Source organism: Methylobacterium sp. NFXW15, from assembly GCF_049887755.1.
In the GTDB taxonomy this organism is placed as follows: Bacteria; Pseudomonadota; Alphaproteobacteria; order Rhizobiales; family Beijerinckiaceae; genus Methylobacterium.
The window spans coordinates 181,994-204,511 of sequence record NZ_JAGEKG010000003.1 but is presented as its reverse complement, the minus strand read 5'-3'; the positions used below and the strand labels follow the sequence as shown (position 1 = coordinate 204,511).

Annotated in this window: 18 protein-coding genes; 11 read left to right on the top strand and 7 right to left on the bottom strand. The window is 68.7% G+C overall.

The features are described from left to right. Window positions 1-113 precede the first annotated feature (113 nt). Window positions 114-263, top strand: a complete 150-nt coding sequence (locus J4O73_RS08165; protein WP_426216290.1) for a hypothetical protein — start codon at window positions 114-116, stop codon at window positions 261-263. A 12-nt stretch (window positions 264-275) separates the two neighbouring features. Here J4O73_RS08165 and J4O73_RS08160 read toward each other — a convergent pair whose 3' ends face one another. After that, window positions 276-572, bottom strand: coding sequence for a helix-turn-helix domain-containing protein (locus J4O73_RS08160; RefSeq protein WP_426216289.1), 297 nt, complete (start codon window positions 570-572; stop codon window positions 276-278). 222 nt (window positions 573-794) lie between these two features. On the opposite strand from J4O73_RS08160, the gene J4O73_RS08155 reads away from it, so the two are divergent. From J4O73_RS08155 to J4O73_RS08145, 3 genes are all read left to right on the top strand, one after another. Beyond that, complete coding sequence (locus tag J4O73_RS08155) at window positions 795-2,558, top strand: type I secretion system permease/ATPase (protein WP_426216287.1); 1,764 nt, start codon at window positions 795-797, stop codon at window positions 2,556-2,558. A 63-nt stretch (window positions 2,559-2,621) separates the two neighbouring features. Next, a complete protein-coding gene (locus tag J4O73_RS08150; RefSeq protein ID WP_426216866.1) occupies window positions 2,622-3,905 on the top strand; it encodes an HlyD family type I secretion periplasmic adaptor subunit in 1,284 nt (427 codons plus the stop codon). An 84-nt stretch (window positions 3,906-3,989) separates the two neighbouring features. Next, window positions 3,990-6,638, top strand: coding sequence for a hypothetical protein (locus J4O73_RS08145; protein WP_426216285.1), 2,649 nt, complete (start codon window positions 3,990-3,992; stop codon window positions 6,636-6,638). 160 nt (window positions 6,639-6,798) lie between these two features. Here J4O73_RS08145 and J4O73_RS08140 read toward each other — a convergent pair whose 3' ends face one another. Continuing rightward, complete coding sequence (locus J4O73_RS08140; RefSeq protein WP_426216863.1) at window positions 6,799-8,733, bottom strand: methyl-accepting chemotaxis protein; 1,935 nt, start codon at window positions 8,731-8,733, stop codon at window positions 6,799-6,801. A gap of 375 nt (window positions 8,734-9,108) precedes the next feature. Between J4O73_RS08140 and J4O73_RS08135 the strand changes: the two genes are divergently transcribed. From J4O73_RS08135 to J4O73_RS08125, 3 genes are read left to right on the top strand one after another with little or no spacing between them, the layout of a single operon-like run. Continuing rightward, on the top strand, window positions 9,109-10,101 hold the full coding sequence (locus tag J4O73_RS08135; protein ID WP_426216283.1) for a DUF808 domain-containing protein: 993 nt from the start codon (window positions 9,109-9,111) through the stop codon (window positions 10,099-10,101). Further along, on the top strand, window positions 10,098-11,069 hold the full coding sequence (locus J4O73_RS08130; protein WP_426216281.1) for an NAD(P)H-binding protein: 972 nt from the start codon (window positions 10,098-10,100) through the stop codon (window positions 11,067-11,069). Before J4O73_RS08135 ends, J4O73_RS08130 begins: the two co-directional genes overlap by 4 nt. A 45-nt stretch (window positions 11,070-11,114) precedes the next feature. Further along, the gene (locus tag J4O73_RS08125) at window positions 11,115-11,876 is read left to right on the top strand and encodes an SDR family NAD(P)-dependent oxidoreductase (RefSeq protein ID WP_426216280.1); all 762 of its coding nucleotides are present in this window, start codon (window positions 11,115-11,117) and stop codon (window positions 11,874-11,876) included. A 39-nt stretch (window positions 11,877-11,915) separates the two neighbouring features. On the opposite strand, the gene J4O73_RS08120 is transcribed toward J4O73_RS08125, so the two are convergent. Together J4O73_RS08120 and J4O73_RS08115 are read right to left on the bottom strand one after the other, a co-directional pair. Next, entirely contained in the window at window positions 11,916-12,305 is a 390-nt protein-coding gene (locus J4O73_RS08120) for a response regulator (RefSeq protein ID WP_426216278.1), read from the bottom strand. Window positions 12,306-12,323: 18 nt separating this feature from the next. Continuing rightward, entirely contained in the window at window positions 12,324-13,787 is a 1,464-nt protein-coding gene (locus J4O73_RS08115) for a sensor histidine kinase (protein ID WP_426216276.1), read from the bottom strand. A 397-nt stretch (window positions 13,788-14,184) separates the two neighbouring features. Between J4O73_RS08115 and J4O73_RS08110 the strand changes: the two genes are divergently transcribed. Together J4O73_RS08110 and J4O73_RS08105 are read left to right on the top strand one after the other, a co-directional pair. Further along, a complete protein-coding gene (locus tag J4O73_RS08110; RefSeq protein ID WP_426216274.1) occupies window positions 14,185-14,586 on the top strand; it encodes a TIGR02300 family protein in 402 nt (133 codons plus the stop codon). 50 nt (window positions 14,587-14,636) lie between these two features. Further along, window positions 14,637-15,023 (top strand): hypothetical protein, encoded by a 387-nt coding sequence (locus J4O73_RS08105; protein WP_426216273.1) that lies wholly within the window; start codon window positions 14,637-14,639, stop codon window positions 15,021-15,023. Here J4O73_RS08105 and J4O73_RS08100 read toward each other — a convergent pair. Next, complete coding sequence (locus J4O73_RS08100) at window positions 15,020-15,712, bottom strand: lysophospholipid acyltransferase family protein (RefSeq protein ID WP_426216861.1); 693 nt, start codon at window positions 15,710-15,712, stop codon at window positions 15,020-15,022. The two genes, J4O73_RS08105 and J4O73_RS08100, sit on opposite strands and share 4 nt — an antisense overlap. Window positions 15,713-15,812: 100 nt before the next feature. Next, window positions 15,813-17,285, bottom strand: coding sequence for a carotenoid oxygenase family protein (locus J4O73_RS08095; protein ID WP_426216271.1), 1,473 nt, complete (start codon window positions 17,283-17,285; stop codon window positions 15,813-15,815). 215 nt (window positions 17,286-17,500) lie between these two features. Here J4O73_RS08095 and J4O73_RS08090 point away from each other — a divergent pair, with 215 nt between their 5' ends. Beyond that, window positions 17,501-18,970 carry a carbohydrate porin gene (locus J4O73_RS08090; protein ID WP_426216269.1) on the top strand — a complete coding sequence of 490 codons (1,470 nt, stop codon included), beginning with the start codon at window positions 17,501-17,503 and terminating at the stop codon, window positions 18,968-18,970. 46 nt (window positions 18,971-19,016) lie between these two features. Here J4O73_RS08090 and J4O73_RS08085 read toward each other — a convergent pair whose 3' ends face one another. Next, a complete protein-coding gene (locus tag J4O73_RS08085; protein WP_426216267.1) occupies window positions 19,017-21,158 on the bottom strand; it encodes a helicase-related protein in 2,142 nt (713 codons plus the stop codon). A 558-nt stretch (window positions 21,159-21,716) separates the two neighbouring features. Here J4O73_RS08085 and J4O73_RS08080 point away from each other — a divergent pair. Then, entirely contained in the window at window positions 21,717-22,331 is a 615-nt protein-coding gene (locus tag J4O73_RS08080; RefSeq protein ID WP_426216266.1) for a PilZ domain-containing protein, read from the top strand. The last annotated feature ends 187 nt before the right edge of the window (window positions 22,332-22,518 follow it).

Genomic DNA, 22,518 nt, shown 5'->3' with positions numbered 1-22,518 from the left:
CCTCGCATGACAGGAGCTGTCTTCGGTTCGACCGCTAATTCCCCTCCCTGCTGATGGCTCGCCGCGCATCCTATCGGATCACAGAATGCCCCGACGGACGTTTCACCATCACGGTGACACTGGCCGGAGGCGGCACGCATACGCGTGACGGGCTCACGAGCCCGGCGGCAGTCGAAGAGGCGCTGGCGCTCCTGCGCGACCTCATGACGGCCTGCGGAGCTTGCCTCGTCGAGGAACCGACGCTCGGCCTCGCGGCGGAATGACCCGAAGCGTGCTTATTCGCCGAACAGGATCTCGTAGGTCTGCGGATCGTAGAAGCGCATCAGACTCGTAACGAAATCTCGCACATCGACGCCCAGCGCATCGGCCCAGACGCGGTATCGGTCCGGGGGAACGCGGCCGCGCCCGGTCTCCAACTGCGAGATGAACGTGTAGTACTCGGCGCCGACTTGCACGGCGAGTTGCCGTTGCGACAAGCCCCGCTTCTCGCGCAGATCCTTCAGGAACCGCCCCCCTTCCCGGCGCAGCTCCTGCACCTCCTCCGAGCCGAGGCGTTGCTGGTGGACGTACAAGCGTTGGATCTCCCGCCACCGCGCGATCAAGACCGCCACCGGAGTGTACAGTAATGTCTATATGTGTCGGCGGAGGGGAACGTCCAGACGGATGGCGCCGATACAACCTTGGAATGGAAAATCTCTGCTCTAAGATGCATGAGCGCGCGGAGCGGATCGGGCGTGTAGCCGGACGCGGCTCAATCGGCCCTTTGGGTTCGAGCTCGCGCGCAGGGAGACGCCATGAGCGATGGTGCGACCGGGTCTGTCTTGAGGGATAGTCTGGGCGCGATCCGGCCCGTCCTGTCGACGGTGTTCGTCTTCGCCTTCTTCACGAACCTGCTCTTGTTCGCCGCGCCCCTGTACATGCTTCAGGTGTACGACCGCGTCCTGCTGAGCCGGAATGAGGCGACGCTCCTCGGTATCACCGCGATCGCGGCCCTGGCGCTCGCCATCTATGCCCTTCTCGAAATGCTGCGATCGCGTCTGCTGGTCCGGGGCGGGGTGATCTTCGATCGTGCGGTCGCCGGGCCCGTCTTCGCCCTCATCCACCGGGCGAGCCTGCTGCGTCAGCAGGCGGGACAGGAGACGATCCTGCGGGACGTCAACGTGCTGCGCGAATTCCTGACGGGCGGGGCGCTGCTGGCTCTCTGCGATCTGCCCTGGGCCTCGCTGTTCCTCGTTGCCTGCTTCATCCTGCATCCCTGGTTCGGCTGGATGGCGCTGATCGGCGGCGGGACGCTCCTTGGGCTCACGCTCCTCACCGACCTCACCACGCGGCGCCCCCTCGACGCAGCGGGCCATGCCGCCCGCGAGGCCGGGGACCGGGCGCGCGCGACCTTCCGCAGCGGCGAGGTGTTGCGGGCGATGGGGATGCTGGGCGCCCTGCAGGCCCGCTGGCACCGGCGGCACGAGGACGCGATCCTCCTGCAGGCCCAGGCGAGCGACCGGGCCGGGCTCCTCGCGGCGGCGACGAAGTTCGCCCGGATGTTCCTTCAGACGATGGTGCTGGGGCTGGGCGCCTATCTCGCGATCCATCGCGAGATCTCTGCCGGATCGATGATCGCGGCGTCGATCATCATGGGCCGGACCCTGGCTCCGATCGAGGCCGTGGTCGGCCATTGGAAGTCATTCACGTCCGCCCGCAGCAGCTACGCGCGGCTCACCGATCTGGTGTCACGCGTCGGTTCGGAGCCGGAGCGCGTGGCGCTGCCGCGTCCGCGCGGACTCATCGAAACGGACAACCTCGTCGTGACGGCGCCGGGCTCGGCAAAGACCATCCTGCACGATGTCAGCATACGTCTGCCGCCCGGCAGCCTCGTCGGCCTCATCGGCCCGAGCGCAGCGGGCAAATCGACCCTGGTCCGGGCGATCACCGGCATCTGGCCCGCCGCCTCCGGCACGGTGCGCATCGACGGCTCGGACCTGCGCCACTGGGATCCGCAGGCGCTCGGCCAGCATGTCGGCTACCTGCCACAGGATGTCGAGTTGTTCGACGGAACGGTCGCACAGAACATCGCGCGGTTCGGCCCCCAGGACGATGCCGCGATCGTATCGGTCGCGCGGCGGGCGGGATGCCACGATCTGATCCAGGCCCTGCCGGACGGGTACAACACCCATCTCGGGACCGGCGGGCACGGGCTGTCCGGCGGCCAGCGGCAGCGCATCGCACTGGCCCGCGCCATGTATGGCGAGCCGAGCCTGATCGTCCTCGACGAGCCGAATGCCAGCCTCGACCAGACCGGTGAGGCCGCCCTGATGGAGGCGATGGCCGACCTCCGGGAGCGCGGAACGACGGTCCTCGTCGTGACGCACAAGGTCGGCCTGCTGGCGGGAGCCGATCTCATCCTGATGCTGGAGGCCGGAATCCTGCGCGCTGCGGGTCCGCCGGAACAGGTCCTGGGACAGCTCGCCGGCCACCGTCCGGTTCCGGCGCTGGTCAAGGCCGGCCCTGCGGTGTCTCCCGAGGATCGGCGCATGGCCGAGCCCCAACGAAGCGCGGGCTGAGCCGTGAGGACGCAAGCCGCCTCAACTCTCGTGATCGCTCCGGTGCCGGGCGTGGGCGGTGCGATGGCCGATTGGCGGCGCTACGCCATCGCGGGTTACGCCCTCATCGCCGCGTTCTTCGGCATCGTGGGCCTCTGGGCGGCCTTCATCCGCCTGGACCGCGCCGTCATCAGCCCCGGCGTCGTCGTCACGGAAAGCAGCCGCAAGGTCGTCCAGCATTTCGAGGGCGGCATGGTTCAGGCGATTCTCGTGAAGGATGGGCAGCTCGTCCGGTCCGGGGACGTGCTCCTGCGGATCGATCCCCTCCAGTCCCAGGCGAGCGCGGACCTGTTCCGGAACCAGCTCGACGCGGCCCTGGTGCTGGAGGCGCGCCTCCAGGCCGAGCAGGACCAAGCCGACGCCCTACGCCTGCCCGCAGAGTTGACCGCGCGCCGCAACGAGCCCGCCCTCGCCCGCATGATCGCCGACCAGACCGGCGAGATGGCGGAGCGGCGCAAGACGCTCAAGGGGCAACTCGGCCTCATCGACGCCAAGGTGACCCAGCTCAGAACGGAGATCTCCGGCCTCGCCGTCGAGAAGGCCTCGGTCGAAGCGCAGGTGGGATTCATCCGCCAGGAACTCGAAGGCCTCCGCAGCCTGCACCAGAAGAACCTGATCCCCCTGTCGCGCCTCCTCGTCATGGAGCGGGAGCGGACCCGGCTCGAAGGCGTGATCGGGCGCTCGGTGGCGGAGCGGGCGAAGGCCGAGAACGCCATCAATGAAGCGGGGCTTCAGACCACCCAATTGAAGCAGAAGCTCCAGGAGGCCGTCACGGCACAGCTTCTGGAGACGCGGCAGAAGATCGGCGAATTGCGCGAGAAGCTCGTCGTCGCGCAGGACGTGTTCCGCCGCCACGAGATCCGCGCCACGCATGAGGGGGTGATCCAGGGGCTCAAGGTCTACGCGATCGGGCAGGTCATCCGGTCGGGCGAGCCCCTGATGGAGATCGTTCCGACCACGGATCGCCTCGTCATCACCGTGCAGTTCTCGCCCAACGATCTCGAAACCGTCCGGGCGGGGATGCGGGCGGAAATCAAGTTCCCGAGCTTCCAGGCCCGCCGGACGCCGACCTTGTTCGGAACGCTCGCGACGGTCTCGCGGGACCGGCTCGTCGATGACGGCACGAAGCAGCCCTACTTCGCCGGCACGGTCGAGATCGACGAAAACGCGCTTCCGGCCGAGGTCAGGCATCGCCTGCTCGCGGGCCTCCCCGCCGAGGTGGTGATCTCGGCCGGGGAGCGGACGGCGCTCGAATACCTCTTCGCCCCCTTCTTCGATGCGATGGGACGCGCCTTCCATGAACGCTAGAACGCCCTCCGACGCGATGGCCATCGGATGGGCGCCGGGCCCCGCTCGCGCGCGCGCGCGACGCATGACGAGAGCGAGCGGACGATGAGCGCGGTCATTCCCTTCGTTCGCCCGACGTCACGTTTGGCCGATTGGTCGCAACAGGAGCTGGCCGAATTCTACCGGGTCGAGGCCGCCCTCATTCGCGCCGGAATCGGCATCGCCAGCGACCACGGCATCAGCGACGAGGGAGAGCCCTGGTTCGTCTTCTGCCGTCCGGACGGCGATGCGATCATGCATTTCGCCCGGATCGACGGCAGCTATCTGATCGCCTCGGACGTGCTGGACCACCCCGTGCGCGGCGTCGATTTCCGCGCGCTGATCGACCAGATCGCCCGGCTTCATCCCCATCTGCTGCCCATCCCCGCGCCGGTCGCGGGAACGAAGCTGGTGGTGCACCCGGCGGCCCTGCTGGCCGCGCTGGTGGCCGCAGCCGCCCTGATCCTGTCCTCCGAGGACGCCCATGCGGGGGAGATCGAGCCGGGGCTCGCCCCCGTCCCGCCGGACACCGCGTCCGATGGCGGCGGAACCGCGCCCGACCAGCCGCAGCCCACCCGGGCGAAGGGCACGTCGGGGCTGGGTGAGCAAGGCAACTCCCGGACACAGTTCGAGGCGATCATCCTCTCCACGATGCTCTTCGCGGCGGAGGCCCTGGCGAGCGACCATGGCCACGCAAGCGCCGATCTCGGTCAAATTCTATCGGATCTAGCGAGCGGCACCGCGCAGGCCGTGGCCCAGGGCGATCTGGCGTCGGGAATGGGCAGCGGCGCTGCGGCCGGGACCGGCGCCACCGCCCCGCTCCAGCCGACGATCCTGACCGCACAGAGCAGCGGCGTCAGTCAGGACACGGCCTCACCGGCGGGCAGCACCGATCCGGTCCCGTCGCTCCGCATCGATCTTCCTGGCGACAGGCCAGCCTCCACGGTCCGCGAGGCGACACATACCCAGCCGGGCGCCGGTCGCGAGGCCGGGCTCACGCGGGTCGCCGCCGAGACCGGAACGGTGGGAACGAGCGGTCAACAGAGCACGGCGACCGGCCCTGCCGAGGCCACCGTGGCATCGTCGGCCGGATCCGTCGCGGATGGCAGCGACCCGCGCAGCAACGCTCCCCAACCGTCAGCGTCAGAGACGACCACGCTGTCGCGGCTCGCGGAGGCCGCCCCGCCCGATGCCGGATCGGGAGCGGCTTCTCAGGCATGGGTCCTAGCCCCGGGACAGGCCGAGACAGGCCGCGTCCCGGCCCTGTCGATGCTGCGTGAGGGGAATGATCGGGGCGGCGATCACGGTCGTGGCCCACAGGCCGAGGCCGCCTCGGCCGAGGGTCCGAAGGCCGAGCGAGCGGATGACGGCCCCAAACACGGGCCGGGCCGCTCCGGGCAGAGCGATCTCCAGGGGCCGGACTCTGCATCGTCCTCCGCGAAGAGCCCATTGATGGCGCCGGGCCAGGGCTCGGACAAGGCCGCAGGTGGTCCGGACAAGGGCCCTGGTAACGGGCCCGCCGAGCACGGGCCGGGGGCTTCCTCCGCGGAAGGGGCCGCGCATGCGGCGTCGACATCGTCCGGCCCATCGCGCGGACATTCGGACGAGGCGACTTCGCAGAATGCGGCGCCGGAAAACGCCCCAGCGCCCGCGCCCGTCACCTCCCATGCCTCGCTCAGGGCGAATGCGGCGGATTCCGAGGGCGGGCCGACCTCTCACGGGCCGAATTCCAACGCGGCCGATCAGGCGTCGTCGAGCCGTCAGGGGGGTGAGCCCGCACGGGCGCAGGATCACTCCGGCCCGGATCGTTCAACCGGTTCAGCGAACGAGACCGGGCCGGGCAAGCAAGAGGTGTCCCACGCGGACCAGAACAAGTCCGAACACGGCTTGTCCTCATCGGGCAGCCGCCACGACACGATGGACCACGACGCCGCGACGCAGAGCGGTTCGGCCCCGCAGGACGCTCCGCCGTCCCAGGCGAGGGGGGCCGCGACGGCGTCCGGTGCGGGCCCGGATAAAGTCGTAGGGGGGCCGGAACAGAGCCAGGGGCACGGTCCCTCGTCCGATCAAGGCCCGCCGGGCCAGAAGGGGGGCGAGCAGGACCATTCCGGGCCCAGGGCCTCAGTCAGCTCGGCGGACCAGCCCGGGACGGGCAAGCACGACGCTTCCCACCCGGGTCAGACCCAGCCCGAACAGGACAAGCCCTCCCCCGCCGCAAGCCACGACGCGACGGACCATGCAGCCGCAGGCGGCCCGTCCGCCGCGCATGGCAATTCGGCTCCGTCGGCCGAGACCGGCCCCGAGAACGCTGGCGCCACCAAGTCCGTCCCGCAACACGCCGATCACGGAGCGAAGGGGCCTCCCGGCCAAGCGTCCGGCGCGGAGGCTCAGCCTGCCCCCGATGACGGCACGGCTGTCCACACCACGGCCGCTCCCTCTCACGATCAGGCCAGCCCGGCGGGCACGGGCAAGCCCGCCCCATCCGATCCGGCCGAGGCGAGCCCGCCACAGCCCGCCCTCCATCGGGCGGCCATCGATGCGCACGGAAACCTCGTCTTCCACGGCGACACCCCGCCGGACGCACCGCCCGCGTCCCATGGACCCCAGGTCGGCTCAGCCGTTGGCCCCGAGCCCCCGCCGGAGCATCCGCATGTCAGCCTCGTGGGCCTGCCGGATCATGGGCCCGCCGTCCACGATCTGTATCATCACGGCTGAGAAGCGACGCGGCTAGAGCCGTCTTCGACCACGTTGGCTCACGTGCCTCCGTCTTTGCGAGCGTCAGCGGAGCAAAGACGGCCGGGTATCCATCGGCGGGAGCGCCTCAATTCGTCGGATACGGATTTCGCTCAAAGCCCCCAAGCCTTGCCGAGCCCGGTCAGGCTGCCTGTCTGGCTCGCCCAGCCGCACTCGCCCGGAATTGAGCGTTGACGGTCGCACCGGCACGATGGCGGGTTTCACACTCGAAGCGGCGCCCGTCCTCGAGGGCCAGAACGAACCGGTCCGGGATCTGGTCCGGGTGTGTGACGTGCAGGCGCGCGCCACCCTCGGTCAGATCGCGGACCGAGCAACTCACCCTCTGGTCGTCCCACAGGATCTCGGCGGACAGGAAAACGCGCGCGCGGCGCTCGGAACGGCGCTCCTCCATGCCGTCCGTCCAGTCGTCGAGGCTTGTGCCGATGCTGGACACGCCGCTGGCGGCCTGCCGCATCCTCGCGAGGATATCGCCGGTGGCGCGCTGCTGCTCGCCCGTCGCGGTGCTGACGCCCTCGACATGCGTGCTGATCGTGCCGATGGCCGAGGTGATCGAGGCCAGGGTGTTCGCGACCTCGGCGGACACCGCCTGCATGCCGACGACCTCTCCGCCGATCCGTGCCGTCGCGGCGGCGGCTTGCCCGGCGAGTTCCTTCACCTCCGTCGCGACGACGGCGAAGCCCCTTCCGGCCTCGCCCGCCCGCGCGGCTTCGATCGTCGCGTTCAACGCCAGCAAGTTGATCTGCTGCGCGATGCCCGCGATCATCGACGCGACCCCACCCATGGCCCCAGCTGCGGATTTCAGCCGTTCGGTCGCGGCGTCCGCCACGTCGGCGCGACGGTGGATGTCGTCCACCGCGTCCTTGGATTGGGCCATGGCGTGGGAGATCCCGGCCGCCGCGGCGTTCATCGCTTCGACCGAGGCCGTGATGGCCTGGACATGTTCGAGGGTCTGCTCCGCCGCGTTGATCGCCACGGACCGCGCCGCCATGTTGGCCGTGACGTCGGTGGCATACTTGACGATCTTCGTCAGGCGTCCGTTCGGATCGAAGATCGGGTTGTAGCTGGCCTGGATCCAGATGGGGCGCCCGCCCTTGGCGATGCGCTGGAACATGCCGGTTGCGAACTCTCCCCTGCGCAGCCGCTCCCAGAACGCCGCGTAATCCGGGGATTGCGCGTAGTGGGCGTCCACGAACATCGCGTGCGGCTGACCCCGCACCTCCTCGGTCCCGTAACCGATTGTCGCCAGGAAGTTCTCGTTCGCGCTCAGCACCGTGGCATCGGGGGCGAACTCGATCACGGCCTGGGACCGGTTCACGGCAGCGAGCTGGCCGGTCGCATCGGCGGAATGGAGCTTCTGCCGGGTGATGTCGCTCGCAAACTTCACCACCTTCACCGGCACGCCATCCCGGTCGCGGATCGGGTTGTAGGTCGCCTGGATCCAGATCTCGCGGCCGCCCTTCGCGATGCGCCGGAACTCGCCCGACGCGAACTCGCCCCGGCCGAGGCGCTCCCAGAAGCCGCGATACGCCGCCCCAGCCTGCTCGGCGGAGTCCACGAACAGGCTGTGGTGGCGCCCCCGGATCTCCTCGATCCGGTAGCCGACCGCATCGAGGAAGTTCGCGTTGGCGGTCAGGATCGTGCCGTCGAGGGCGAACTCGATGACCGCTTGGGAACGGTGAAGGGCGTCCAGCTGCCCGTCATGATCGAGGGTGCACAGGACCTGGGCGGTGACATCGGAGGCGAACTTGACCACGCGGGTGACGCGTCCCGCCCTGTCGAGGACCGGATCGTACGTCGCCTGGATCCAGACCGCCCGTCCATCCTTGGCGATGCGCTTGAACTCGCGCGTCTGCGCCTCGCCGCGCCGGAGCGACTCCCAGAAGAGCCGGTACGCGTCGCTGTCGCGTTCGGCCTCGGCCACGAACATCGTGTGACGCCGCCCCACGACCTCGGCCAGCGTGTAGCCCATGAGATCGAGGAAATTGGCATTGGCGACCTGGACGGTGCCGTCCGGGGAAAACTCGACCCGCGCACGCGATCGATCGAGTGCGGCCATGAGCGCACGAAGATCGGCATCGAAAAGCGGCACGTGGCGTTTCCCCGTTCGGGTCTTGGTCCCTTCTTTTTCAATTACAGGGTGATCCTTAAAATACGATCAAAGCAAGAGGTGGGCGATATTCGACGTGTGGTTGTATACCTAGGCTAAAAGATGCGAATCTGTCGCGTAGACAGGAACCGCTGCACACCGGCACGAAGCCGGTTCATCGCATCATGCCATGTTTTTAAGGGACGCTTGATTTCGGACCGCGGCACTCCGGCTTCCGGTCATTCCTAGGCGGATCGTACACAGCCCGTCTCGTTCGTCTCGCGGATCAAATTGAGGTGAAGTACGTCTGTAAGGGGGGATCCAACCCCGGCGAGGAGAGACTGCGTGAGCGTCGGATTGATTGCGCTGCTCGACGATGTCGCGTTCATGGTCAGGACGGCGGCGGCCTCCCTGGATGACGTGGCAGGGCAGGCCGCGCGAGCGGGGACGAAGGCAGCGGGCGTCGTCATCGACGATGCCGCCGTGACGCCGCGCTACGTCGTCGGGTTCGCGGCCGAGCGCGAATTGCCAATCGTGGGCAAGATCGCCCTGGGGTCGCTGCGCAACAAGCTGCTGTTCCTGCTGCCGGGCGCCCTGGCGCTCAGCGCCTTCGCACCCTGGGCAATCACGCCGCTTCTGATGCTGGGCGGCGCCTATCTCTGCTACGAAGGGGCCGAGAAGGTGTTCGAGGCGCTCGCGCCCCACCACGCCCCTCCCGACGAGGCCGAGGAACAGGGCGCCGCCGGGGGCGACCAGGCACGGGAGGACCGGCGGGTGGCGAGCGCCATCAAGACCGACTTCATCCTCTCGGCCGAGATTATGGCGATCACCCTGGCCGCCCTGCCGGAGGGCAGCTTCTGGATGCGCGCGACCGTGCTCGCCATCGTCGCCGTGGGGATCACCGTAGGCGTCTACGGTGTGGTCGCGCTGATCGTGAAGGCCGACGATGCGGGCCTTGCCCTCGCCCGAAGCCGGGCGACAGGCGCGCTCGGAAACCTGATCCGTGGGCTCGGACGGGGAATCGTCAGAAGCATGCCGGTGTTGCTCAACATCCTGTCGATCATCGGCACGGCCGCGATGATCTGGGTCGGCGGCGGCATCCTGATGCACGGGCTCGAAGGCTATGGCCTTCCGCAGCCCGCCCATGCCGCCCACGAGGCGGCCGTCGCGGTGTCCTCATCCGTGCCCTTCGCCAAGGCCTTCGTCGAATGGCTGATCACGGCGGCGGTGTCGGGCGTGATCGGGCTGGTCGTCGGCGGCCTGCTGATCCCGCTGACGAGCTTCGTTCTCGCGCCGACCTGGAAACGGCTCCAAGGCCTGCGCCCGCGTCCGGCATGACGCCGCGCCGCGTTCTCGTTCTGGGGGCGCCCGGCACGATCGGCCGGGCGACCGTGCGTGAGCTGGTCTCGCGTGGCCATGAGGTCGTTTGCCTCGTGAGGCACCGTTCCGATGCTGCCCAACCTCGCGTTCCCGCAGGCGCCTCCGAGCGGTTCGTGGACCTGGGCGATCCGGCCTCGCTGGCGCGGGAGGGCCTGCGCGGCGAACCGTTCGACGTCCTGGTGTCGTGCCTCGCCTCGCGCACCGGATTGCCCGGCGACGCCTGGGCGATCGATTACCGCGCGCATGTCCATGCCCTGCACGCGAGCCGGGCGGTGGGCGTCGGGCATGTCGTGCTCCTGTCGGCGATCTGCGTCCAGAAGCCGATCCTCGCCTTTCAACACGCCAAGCTTGCCTTCGAGCGCGACCTGATCGCCTCGGGGCTCGACTATTCGATCGTGCGGCCAACGGCCTTCTTCAAGTCGCTGTCGGGCCAGATCGAGCGCGTGAGGCGCGGCAAGCCGTTCCTCGTCTTCGGAGACGGAACCCTGACCGCTTGCAAGCCGATCAGCGACGACGATCTGGGCCGCTACCTCGCGGATTGCCTCGATGACGAGGGGCGGCGCAATCGCGTCCTGCCCATCGGAGGACCGGGCGAGGCGATCACCCCGAAGGACCAGGGCGAGCGGCTCTTCGCCCTGCTAGGGCGCGAGCCGCGCTTCAAGCACGTTCCCGTCGCGCTGCTGGATGGGATCGTCGCCACCCTGGCGACGGTCGGGCGATGGGTTCCGGCGCTGGCGGCCAAGGCCGAACTCGCGCGGATCGGCCGCTACTACGCGACCGAATCCATGCTCGTGCTGGACCCCGCGACCGGGCGATACGATGCGCAGGCCACCCCATCGACGGGGTCGGAGACGTTGTTCGACTATTATGCGCGCGTGATCCGTGGCGAAGCCTTCGCCGAGCGCGGCGACCACGCCGTGTTCTGACGGTCTTCGAGAAGAGCCGCGGATCGACGGTTTCGGGAGGGTATCGTGAAGGTTCAAGGGATCGCTGCGGTCGTCACCGGCGCCGCCTCGGGCTTGGGGGCGGCCACGGCGCGGGCGCTGGCGGCGGCGGGGGCCAGGGTCGCGCTGCTCGACCTGAACGCGGATGCCGCCGAAGCCACCGCGCGCGACATCGGCGGTCTCGCCCTTCCCTGCGATGTCGCCGATGGGGCGAGCGCGGAGGCGGCGATCGCCCGCGCCGCGTCGGAGCACGGCGTCGCCCGCATCCTCGTCAACTGCGCCGGCATCTGCCCCGCCGCGAAAGTCGTCGGGCGCCAGGGACCGGCCTCCCTCGATGCCTTCTCGAAGGTCATCCAGATCAACCTCGTCGGCACGTTCAACATGATGCGTCTGGTGGCGGCGGGCGCGGCCGGTCTCGACCCCCTGGAGGACGGGGAACGGGGCGTCCTCATCTCCACCGCCTCCATCGCGGCCTACGAGGGACAGATCGGGCAGGCGGGCTACGCCGCGTCCAAGGCCGGGGTCGTCGGCCTGACGCTGCCCGTCGCCCGGGAGCTGGCGCCGCTGGGTATCCGCGTCTGCGCGATCGCACCGGGCCTATTCGAGACGCCGATGGTCCAGGGTCTGCCGGAGGAGGTCCAGGCGAGCCTCGGTGCGGCCGTGCCTTTCCCCTCCCGCTTCGGCCGCCCCGACGAATACGCTCGACTCGTCATGGCGATCGTGGCGAACCCGATGCTCAACGGCGAGACCATCCGTCTCGACGGCGCGCTGCGCATGCAAGCGCGGTAGGACGTCCCTGAACGGCCATCGACCAGCAGGCCGGGGCGATCAGTGCGTGATCCGCACAGCGATGTCGTTGAGGGCGTTCACGATGTCGTCCGGGGAGTAGGGCTTGGGGAAGAACAGCCCGTTCTCGGGCAGGTCCTCCTTCGCCACCTTCCGCCGTCCGGACGTGACGAGGATGGCCACCGGCGGCCAGCGATCCCTGACCGCGTGGGACAGTGTCAGCCCGTCCATCGAGCCTTCCATCTCGATGTCGGTGAACAGCACGTGGATCTCGGAGTGGCGCTCGAGACAGTGGATCGCCTGGTCCGCGTTCCTGGCCTCGTAGGCTGTGAATCCCGCTTCGATGCAGAGGTCGACCGCCTCGGCACGCAGCAGGGCATCGTCTTCCACGACGAGAACAGCGATGCGGTTCGGGTGCAAGGCCTGGCCCATCCTACGCGACTCGCACCCCTACGCCTCACTCGCCACGCCGCCGGGTAGACCCGTGAGCCTGAACCTGATGCCCGCTGGGTCGAAGGTCAGGCGGCCCTCGCCTTCGAAGTAGGACGCGACGATCCGCTCGATCAACTTCGAGCCGAACCCACGGGTCCCGGGCGGGGCCACGGGTGGCCCTCCGGCCTCGACCCAATCGAAGGCGAACGCCCCGTCCACGATCTTCCACGCCATGACAACGTGGCCGGCCTCGTTCGACAGGGCGCCGTACTTCGCCGCGTTGGTCGCCAGTTCGTGGATCGCGAGCGAGAGCCCCAGCGCCTGCTGCGATGTGAGGACGAAGTGCGGGCCTGACCACGCGATGCGATCCTCCACGATGCGATGCGGCTCGATGGCGGTCGCGACGACGTCGTGGATGTCGGCTTCGGTGAAGTTCGAACGGGTGAGGATGTCCTGAGCCCGGCCGAGGGCGGACAGGCGCTGGCTCACAGCCGCGCGTCCCTCTTCCATCGACTTCGCTTGGCGCAGCGTCTGCGTGACGATGGCCTGCACCATGGCGAACGCGTTCTTCATGCGGTGGGCCAGTTCCTGCGCCAGCACCGCGCGGGCCTCCTCCGCAGCCTTGAGCTCGGTGACGTCGCGGGAGATCGACAGGATCCGCTCCGGCGTCCCGTCGGCCCCGACGATGGGCGAGACCTGGACGTCCCAGTAGCGTCGGCTGCCCTTCATCGTGTCGGCATAGCCCTGGAAGGCCGAGGCCACCCCCGCCCGGGCCGAGGCGATGGCCTCGTTCGCGGCGAGGTTGCCCGCGCCCTCCCAGAAATCCGGCCAGGGGCATCCGGCGATGGCGCCGAAGTCCGAGACCTCCATGACGCGCTTGCCCCCCTCGCTCATGAAGACGAGCTTGGCGTCGAGGTCGAGCACCTTGATGCAATCGTTGGACGCGACGAGCACATCGCGCATGAAGGCCTCGCTCTCGCGCAGCTGTTCCAGGGCGCGATGCCGGGCCGTGCAATCCGAGGTGACGTTGAGCAGCCCCATGACCTCGCCGTGCTCGTCGCGCAGGGGCGAGTAGGCGAAGTCGTACCAGACCTGCTCCTCGAAGCCGTTGCGCGTCATCGTGAAGGACTGGTCGTGGAAGGCGAGGCTCTCGCCACGGAAGGTCCGGTCGATCAGCGGGGCGATCTCGGCCCACAATTCCGGCCAGACATCCTCGGTCGGCAGACCCAACGCACGCGGGTGCCGCGCCCCGAGGATCTCCGCGTACCCGTCATTGTAGAGGACGATGCGCTGAGGCCCCCACAGCACGCACATCGGGTGCAGCGACGCGAGCATCATGTCGACCGTTGTGCGCAGGACCGACGACCAGCCGTCGCGGTCGCCCAAGGCGGTCGCGCTCCAATCGTGCAGGCGGAACAGATCCACCATCCGCAGTGAACCGGCCCGCCCGCCACTCGCGCCGAGCTTGGCGTGCAGCGTCATACCTCGTCTCGCCCGTGCCCCCGTCCGGCGAGCCCCCTCGCCTGCATGCCTCTCTAATCGGTCGTCCATCCGGCTGGAAGAGAGTGACGCTGACCTCTTCGTGACCGGTCCGTCCGGCGACACGGGGATGGGGCTATCTTTACCCGGTCCTTCGGCGCAAAATGATCGCATCGCCGGATGAGCTCTCCTCAGGCCCCGGCGGCTGAGGGTTCTCGTGCCCCCGCCTGTGACCCGACAGGCACCATGGCCACCCCACCCCGCTCCCGACCCAGCCCCCCGCCTCGGGGCCGTTGCGAGCCCCGACCCGAAGAGCATGGTGCGCGCCCAGGACCGGTCGCGGCGAGCGCATCGTCTTCGCCGCATGCTCTTCGACGGAAGATACCCTCAGGAGATTGAAGTGCCTCGCCCCGAACTCGGTAACAAGCTGACCTGTCCGACCACGGGCCGGAAGTTCTACGACCTCGGCAGGAGCCCGGTCGTCTCGCCCTATAGCGGCGAGATCGTCCCGATCGCTGCCGCCGTGACGTCACGCGGCCGGTATGCCGCTCCGGTGGCCGCGCGCCGCGAGGAGCCGGCGGACGAGGAAGACGAGCAGGAGGGCCCGGAGCTCGTCTCCCTGGATGAGGTCGAGGACGACGGCAAGGACGGGGATGCCGATGCGGAGGGCGATGACGCCCTTGTCATCGAGGACGATGGCGACGAAGACACCGCGACCGACGACGAGCGTTTCGTGGTCGATGACGAAGACGAAGAGAGCCCCACCGGCCTCGTCGACGTCGATGAGGACGAGGAATCCTGAGCCTGGAGACCGAGACCCGTTCCTGCGGCACGTGCACGGTCTGCTGCCGGGTGCTGGACATCGCAGCGCTCGAGAAGCCGGCCGGAGTCACGTGCCGGCACTGCACCGGGACGGCGTGCGGGATCTACCCGGAGCGCCCTTCCGCCTGTGCGCAGTGGGAATGCCTGTGGCTCAAGATTCCCGCCCTACCGGACCGGCTGCGACCGGACCGGTCGGGCGTGCTGTTCTCGCTCGACCTGCGCGCGCCCGAGGCGGGGAGCGTCGAGGGAGCCTGCATCGTGGGACGCGTGGTGGGCCGCACACGGCCCGAGCAGGAACGGTCCATCGCGGCCGCGTTCGCGATGTTCGTCCGTGAGGGTTCACTGCCGGTCTGGCAGGTGGACGGCCGCTACGCGACGCGGCTGCATCCCGGGGTTGAAGGCACGGACCGGGGTTAGACCTCCTCGCAGAGTGTCCCGGCTCCGCGCCAGCGATCGAGCTCACGGTCGATGGCTGTCTCGGTCCCACGCAGGAACTCGGCGGTCGGCAGACCGGGCGCGATGGCGGAGAGGTAGCTGACGACGACGGTGCCCGGCCGGGCCGTGGCCCCGCCCGGCCAGAACAGGCCGGAATTGACGGCAACCGGAACCACCGTCAGGCCGAGCTTGCCGTAGAGCAGTTCGACCCCGCGCTTGAAGCGCACCGACTCGGCCATCTCGCCGCGCGTCCCCTCCGGGAAGATCAGCACCGACCGGCCCGCCGCGACGGCCTCCTGGCATCCCTCGATCATCGTGCGCAGGGCTTGCGTCCCGTTGGCGCGATCGATGACGATCATCGGCGAGCGGCGCAGGAACCACCCGACCACCGGAATCGCCAGCAATTCGCGCTTGGCGATGATGGCCACGTCCGGGACGAGCACGAGGAAGGCCAGCGTCTCCCACGCCGATTGGTGGTTGGCCACGATGAGGCACGGCGTGGAGGGGATGTGCTCGCGCCCCTCCTCGACATAGTCCAACCCGATGAAGCGCCGCAGCCCGAACAGAATACCGCGTGCCCAGAGACGGGTCGCCGCGCGAATGGGACGCGTCGGCGCCCCGGCGACGGCGAAGACGGCCAGCGGCGCCAGGAACAGGGCTGTCCAGCACATCCAGTAGAAGGCGAACAGATAAAAGCGGACGCGTGCCAAGTAAGGGCCTCACGATAGGGCCCGAGCCAGGGCAGGCGGTGTGAATAGCGCCTCTTGCGCTTCAACGCACGGCGTTTTGCGGATCGGTCATGGGCGCTGCCGGAGCGCGCGCCGGGAACCAGTTGCCGTGGAAGCCCGGTGGGATCCGGTGCCCGAGACGGACCCGCGCCAGGGGTGGCGATCCGAAGGTGCGGGCATCGAGCACGGTGAAATCCGTCGTCTCGTTCGCGGTGTCGATGACGAGGCCGATCAGCCAGCCCGCGTCCTCCTCCGCTCCGGCATGGGCGGGCACGAAGACGAACTCCCCGGGGATCCGATCGGGACCGAACTCCTGCACGTGGCGTTCGCCGGTCTGGAGATCGTGCTTGTAGAGTTGCGTCGCCCCTGCGAGCTGCGTGTTGCCGTCGGCGGGAACGCTGACGGTGTAGAGGTAACGGTGGGGTTGCCCGAAACGCCGCTCATCGATGCGGGGGAATTCCTGCGCCGAAGCGTCGAGCAGCCGCCGCTCCACCCTTCGCGTCGTTGGATCGATCGTCCACCGTTCGAGCCGCCCCGGCGCGTCGAGACCGCCCCCGGCGGCCGTGAAGACCGATGCGTAGGCGATGACATCGAGAGTCACCGTCCCGTCCGCCTCGTCATAGGCGTTGGCGACGTGGAACACGAAACAGGGCTCGACATCGCACCAGAGGATGTCGGCGCCCTCCCCCCGGCGAGGCAGGAGACCGACGCGGGCCCGGTGTGCGGGGTTCCAGCGGAACGGGAAGCGGTAACCGGCGAGCAGGGCCCGGAACGAGAAGGTGACGGGCAGATCCAGCACGATCACGAAGCGCGTCGTGAAGGCGCAATCGTGGATGCAGGGTCCGTGTTCGACGGCGATCGGGCTGTCCCGCACGACTCGGCCCGTCGGTGCGACCACGACATGGCGGACGCTGTCCCAGATGCGGCCATCGTAGGCGATGGCATGGGTCTCGCCGGTGACGGGGTCGTGGTGCGGATGCCCGGTGAAGGCGCCGGCCAGCGTCCCGTCGAGCGGGTTGTAACGCTGCTCCTCGAGCGTCCGCGAGAGTTCGACCGGGATGCTGCCCGCTTCCACCACGGCGAAGATCCGGCCGCCGATCTCGACCACGTTGGTGTTGACGGTGTCGTTACCGCCCCGTCGCGGCCCTGGCGCGGCAGGCCGCCCGAGCGCCGCAGCGGCCGAGCGCGAGCCGATCCAGCGGTTGCGATACCACAGCGCCCTGCCGCCCTCGATCGCGAGACCGTGCACCATGCCGTCACCGAGGAACCAGTCATGACCCCGCGTGACCGGGCGGACGGGATTGGCGCCCATCTTCAGGTAAAGGCCGTCGAGGCCGGGCGGGATGGCGCCGGTGACCGGCAGATCCACCACCGTCAATTCCTCGCGCATCGGTTCGTGGACCCCGACCACGAAAGGGTTTGCCGTTCCGGGCAGGCGCAGGCGATTGCAGGCCGCCCACAGGCCGACGCCGACCTCGGCGGCGGCGCGAAGGGCAGACTGGACGCGGTTCGACATGGGCGGCGTTTCCCCGGATCAGGTGGCGGGCACGTCCGCTCCGGCGCCTACCATACCCAAAGCCCGTCCGGATGCGGCATCCCACATACGCACCGTCCCAGTGAGGTCCGCGTCCTTGCCATCCCAAGACGGATCGCTCATCGGCGTTGCGGTGTCGTCGAACGGTGATCAAGCTGTGGCGTCGCTTGTTCTTTCCACCCGGGCCGGAGGTCGAGGTGCGTTCCGCCTGCCGCACCATCCTCTGTAGTCTCGCCGCGTTCGGCCTCTGGCTTCAGCCCCATCTCGCCGGGGCACAGAGCGAGGCCGAGCGTGTCGCGGCCGAAGCCATCGCCATCGGCTCGCCCGGTGGCGCGGGCGGCGACCCGCAGACCTCGGTGGCCCAGCCGGTCTTCTCGGCGGGCCGCGCGGCCGAGGTGACGACCTCGTTCCAGCCGCTCCTGGGACCGGCGGGCGACCCCGGCGGGTATCGCGCCTTCCTGGAGAGACACGGCATCACCTTCGGGCTGATCTCGGTGGCCGAAACCTACCGCAACCTGCGCGGTGGCTTGCGACGGGGCTCGACCGGCCTGACGCTCCTCGATCTCGACGTGGATGTCGATCTCGATACCTTCATCGGCTGGAAGGGTGCCACAGCCCACGCGACGGTCTACCAGATCCAGGGCAGCGGGACCTCGCGCAGCCGGGTCGGCAACCTCATGACGATCAGCGAGATCGAGGCCCTGCCCGCCTCGCGCCTGTCGGAACTCTGGCTGGAGCAGAGCCTGTTCGACGACCGGCTGTTCCTGCGGGTCGGCCAGCTCTCCGCCGATACCGAATACATGGTGAGCCAGACCAGTATCCTGTTCGCCAACGGCACCTTCGGTTGGCCCGAAATCTTCGCGGCGAACATGGTGGATGGCGGTCCGGCCTACCCACTCTCAGCGCCGACCGTTCGCCTGAAATACGTGCCGACGCCGGACCTCTCGTTTCAGGCGAGCCTGATCGACGGCACGCCGGGCGGCGGCGACCCACGCTCCGGGATCGACCCGCAGCGGCGCAACCCGAACGGGATCCGTTTTCCCGTCTCCGACCCGCCGCTCGTCATCGGGGAGGTGTCCTACGCCTACAACACCCGCCCCGGCGCGGAAGGCCGACCGGGCACCGTGACGCTCGGAGGCTGGCACCGGTTCGGCCGCGTCGATGCGATCACGCCCGATCCGGTGAGCGGCCTCGCCCGCCGGGTGTCGGGCGATTCCGGCCTCTACGGGCTGATCGACCAGACGATCTACCAGGAGCCGGACGACCCGAACGACGGCGCCAGCGTCTTCCTGCGCGCGTCCGCCTCACCTAGCGACCGCAACCTCGTGGACGTTTATGTGGACACCGGCATCGCCTATCGCGGCTTGTTCCCCGTTCGTTCCGATGACACGCTGGGCCTCGCCCTCGGCTTCACCCACATTTCCCGCGCGGCCCGGCGCCTCGATACGATCGCCGCCGTGCAGGGCGACACGCCGACCCCTCGCCGCAGCGCCGAGACGCTGGTGGAGGCGACCTATCAGGCCGTGCTCGCCCCCGGCATCGCCCTGCAACCGACCGTTCAATACATCGTCCATCCAGGGGGCGGGATCGCCAACCCGCGCGATCCGGACGGCAAGCGGGTGCGCAATTCCACCGTGCTCGGCCTGCGCTTCATCACCCGCTACTGAACGGGCGCCGATCACCCGACAGCGAACAGGATGGGGCGGGTGACGCTCAAGGGACGCCCTCGAGCGTCGAGCCGCGCGCGATCGTCCGCGACGCCGTTTCCCTGAGTTGCGTCTCGATGGCCGCGTTGGCACGGCCACGCAAGGTTTTCGTCGCCTCCACCTCATCGAACGTGTCGGGGAAGCGCCGGGCGAGCCAGAGATAGGCGGCGGCGAGCTTGACCGTGCGTTCGAGGTCATCGAGTTCGCCATCGACCCGGGCGCGCAAGGCGGGGACGAAAGCGCCCGCCGCGCGGGCCTGGACCCAGCGGTCGAGCACGGCCTTCGACGCCACGTCGCGGCGGTCGATCGGGGCGACCGCGAAGACGAAAGCCTCCCGGATCGGCAATCCTGCCCTGTCGACCGCACGCGCGGCCTCCAGCGCCTCCTCCATCTCGGAGGGCTGGAACGGCGAGCCGTCATAGAAGGTCGCGCGTGAGAAATGGACCAGCACGTCGGCGAGCGATGCGGTGTTGAGCTCCATGGCCGCCGCCTCGATCGCGATGAGGTCCGGCCTGACATAGAACCGGGTGTCGGCGGCGGGCGCCGTCGGAGCCCCGGCAAGCGCATCGCGGATCGGGCCGAGGCTCACATCGTCCGTCGCCGAGACGTGACCCTCGTCTTGATGGCCGAACCGTCCGGCTCGCCCGGCGATCTGCCGGATTTCCGGGTTGGTGAGCGGACGGGTCGCCGTGCCGTCCCATTTCGTGACCGCCGAGAAGATCACGCGCTTGAGTGGCCCGAGGTTGAGGCCCATCCCGATCGCATCGGTGGTGACCAGCACTTCGGCCTCGCCGTCGCGGAACCGCCGCGCTTCGGCGCGCCGCACCTCCGGCGACAGGGCGCCGTAGATCGTCGCGACGCTCCGCCCGGCCACCACGAGGGTCTCGCGGATCTCGTGCACGGCCCGGCGCGAGAAGGCGACGACGGAATCACCGGGCTGCACGTCCTCGAGGGGGACGGGCTCTTCCAGAGCCACCAGCGGCGTCTTGCGCTCGAAGGTCACGACGTCGAGGGACTCGTTGGCCGCCTCCGCCGCGCGGCGGACATGCGACAGGGCGTCGTCCGAGCCACAGACGATGACGGTCTTCGCCGGGATCCCGAACAGCGCATTGGTCCAGGCCCAGCCACGGTCGGGATCGGACAGCATCTGGATCTCGTCGATCACCGCGATGTCGACGGGGCGGCGAAGATCCGCCGTTTCGATGGTGCGTGCGGTATGGCTGGGATCGGGCTCGCCCAGAACCTCCTCGCCGGTGACCATGCCGGCGCGGAGCCCGCGTTCCAGCAGATTTTCGTAATTCTCCAGCGCGAGCAGCCGCAGCGGCGCGAGATAGGTCCCGGTCGGCGCCTTCGCCAGCGCTTGAAGCGCCGCGTAGGTCTTGCCGGAATTGGTCGGTCCCATGTGGAACACGATCCGCCGGTTCAGCCGACGGGCGGGTACGAACTTGTCGATATAGCTGCCGAAGCCGACCCGGTCGCGCAGGCGCCGCCGACCGGATTCCTCGCGGGCCACCACCTTCGCCCGGGTGCGGACGGTCTTGAGCGTGTCGCCGATGACGTGCGCGAGGTTCGGCGCGGGTGTGAAGACCCGCGAGCGGAGCGACCGGTCGAGATGGGCGATGTAGGTCGGCGCGTCGGCACCGGTTTCGTGCAGGTCGTCACGGATCTGGTCCCGCAGCCGGGCGACCGCCCGGCATAAGGTGCCTTCGAGTTGCGTGGCGGTCGCGGCGAGGGCCGCGCGCAGGCCATCCAGCTGTCGCGCCGGGTCGTTGCCCAACGCCATCTCCTCCAGGATATGCGCAGCCGTCTCGTTCGGTGGAACGTCGATGCGAAGATCGAGGCGGCCATCGTCGAGGAGCGGGATCTTCACCCGCAGCCGCCACACGAGGTCGTCGTCGCGCCCCGGTTCGGATCGCAGCGCCGGTACCGTCGAACGAAGGGCGGCGACGCCCGTTTCGGCGAAGGCGCGCCGCGCACCACCGTCCCGGAGAGCGGCGGCGACCGCCTCGTCCTCGACGAAGCCATTGTACTCGGGCAAGCCCAGGCGGAGGCGCAGGGCCTCGCGGTCCACCGCAGCGGCACCGATACCGAGCCGATGCAGGGCATCGGCCATCAGGTCGGTCGTCAGGTGATTGCGCTTGCGAGCCATGCTCCACCATTCCGGTCGCGCGCCACCAGATCAAGCGCCCGGTCTGCATCGAATGAGGGAGCGAGGGACCTGCGGCATCGCGCCCGCATCAAGGCGTTCTGAAGCGAAGCCGACCGGCACCGGAATGGTGGTTCGCGTTCGCAGTGAATTCAGGAGTGTTCCGGAGCCGTTCACTCGCTCGTGGGCATCGCCTCGCTCGTGGGCCTAGCATTGCGAAGTCGGTCCGCGATCGATGATCGATGGAGCCGAGACACCGGCGGGCTGGATTACCAGGATGATCTCAACGTACGGCGCCGAACTGCGGGCAACGGCCACCGAGTCCGGTGCGACGACTATACGACGCGCCGGAGGAACCTTCACCCCTCCGGATCTTCGACATGTCGATTTGTATAAATTAGTACGCCTTGCATCTATACCGGTACAGGAATCGAAACATTTTTGTTTAAGAAATTTGATGATACTTCAGGTAGTAAGATTGAGCTTGAAGTACCGGCTCATTCCGATATTCCCGCTTACAGGCGGGGTCGGCGTCACAACCTTGGAAGGGGGCAGGCGGCGATGGGGGCACCTGAACTCGACGACATGAATCCAGTTCGAGATTCCGGCAGCCAGAATGCCAACGCCGATCACGTCATCCGTGGTCGGGCGATGCTCGCCGGGGGGACGGAGTTTCCATGCCGTGCGGAGCAGATCAGCCTGCAATCGGCCGTGATCATTGCCAAGATCCGCGTCGAGATTGGGCAGGTCGTGGTGTGCTCGCTCGATTACATCGGCATCTTGCCCGGCAGGGTCAAAAGTATCACCAAACAGGGATTCGTCCTCAGTCTGCGGATCCCGGAAGATCATCGCGGCCGTGTCGCCGCCCGGCTCGACTGGCATGCGAAACGGTGCGTGCAAAGCGCCGAGTTGCGCGGCGCCCCCCGCATCGTGCCCAAACATCGTGAGGTCGAAGTCCGGCTCGGCGAGACCATCGTGCTGCCCGGCATGATCCAGGACATCTCCCTCTCCGGCGCTGCGATCGATCTGAACACCGATGCGCTGCCGTTCATCGGCACTCGCGTGCGGGTCGGCGCGCGCTACGCGACGGTGGTGCGGCTGATTCCGAAGGGTATCGCCGTCCAATTCATCGAACCGTTCACGTCCGATACTTTTGCCGACTGCGTGCGCCCCTGACCGCTGCATCGGCGGCAGCGATCCCGTGTCGCAGGAAGGTCAGGAGCGCTGCGGGCCATCGAAGGACAGCGCGACCATCATACTGTTTACGACCGCCTCATCAGCAAGGTGTATTCTGCGGCGACGTGGTTCGGCTCGGGTCGTCAGGCGCCGAGCGGGGGCGACGTGCGAGAGGCAGGACGGCCGG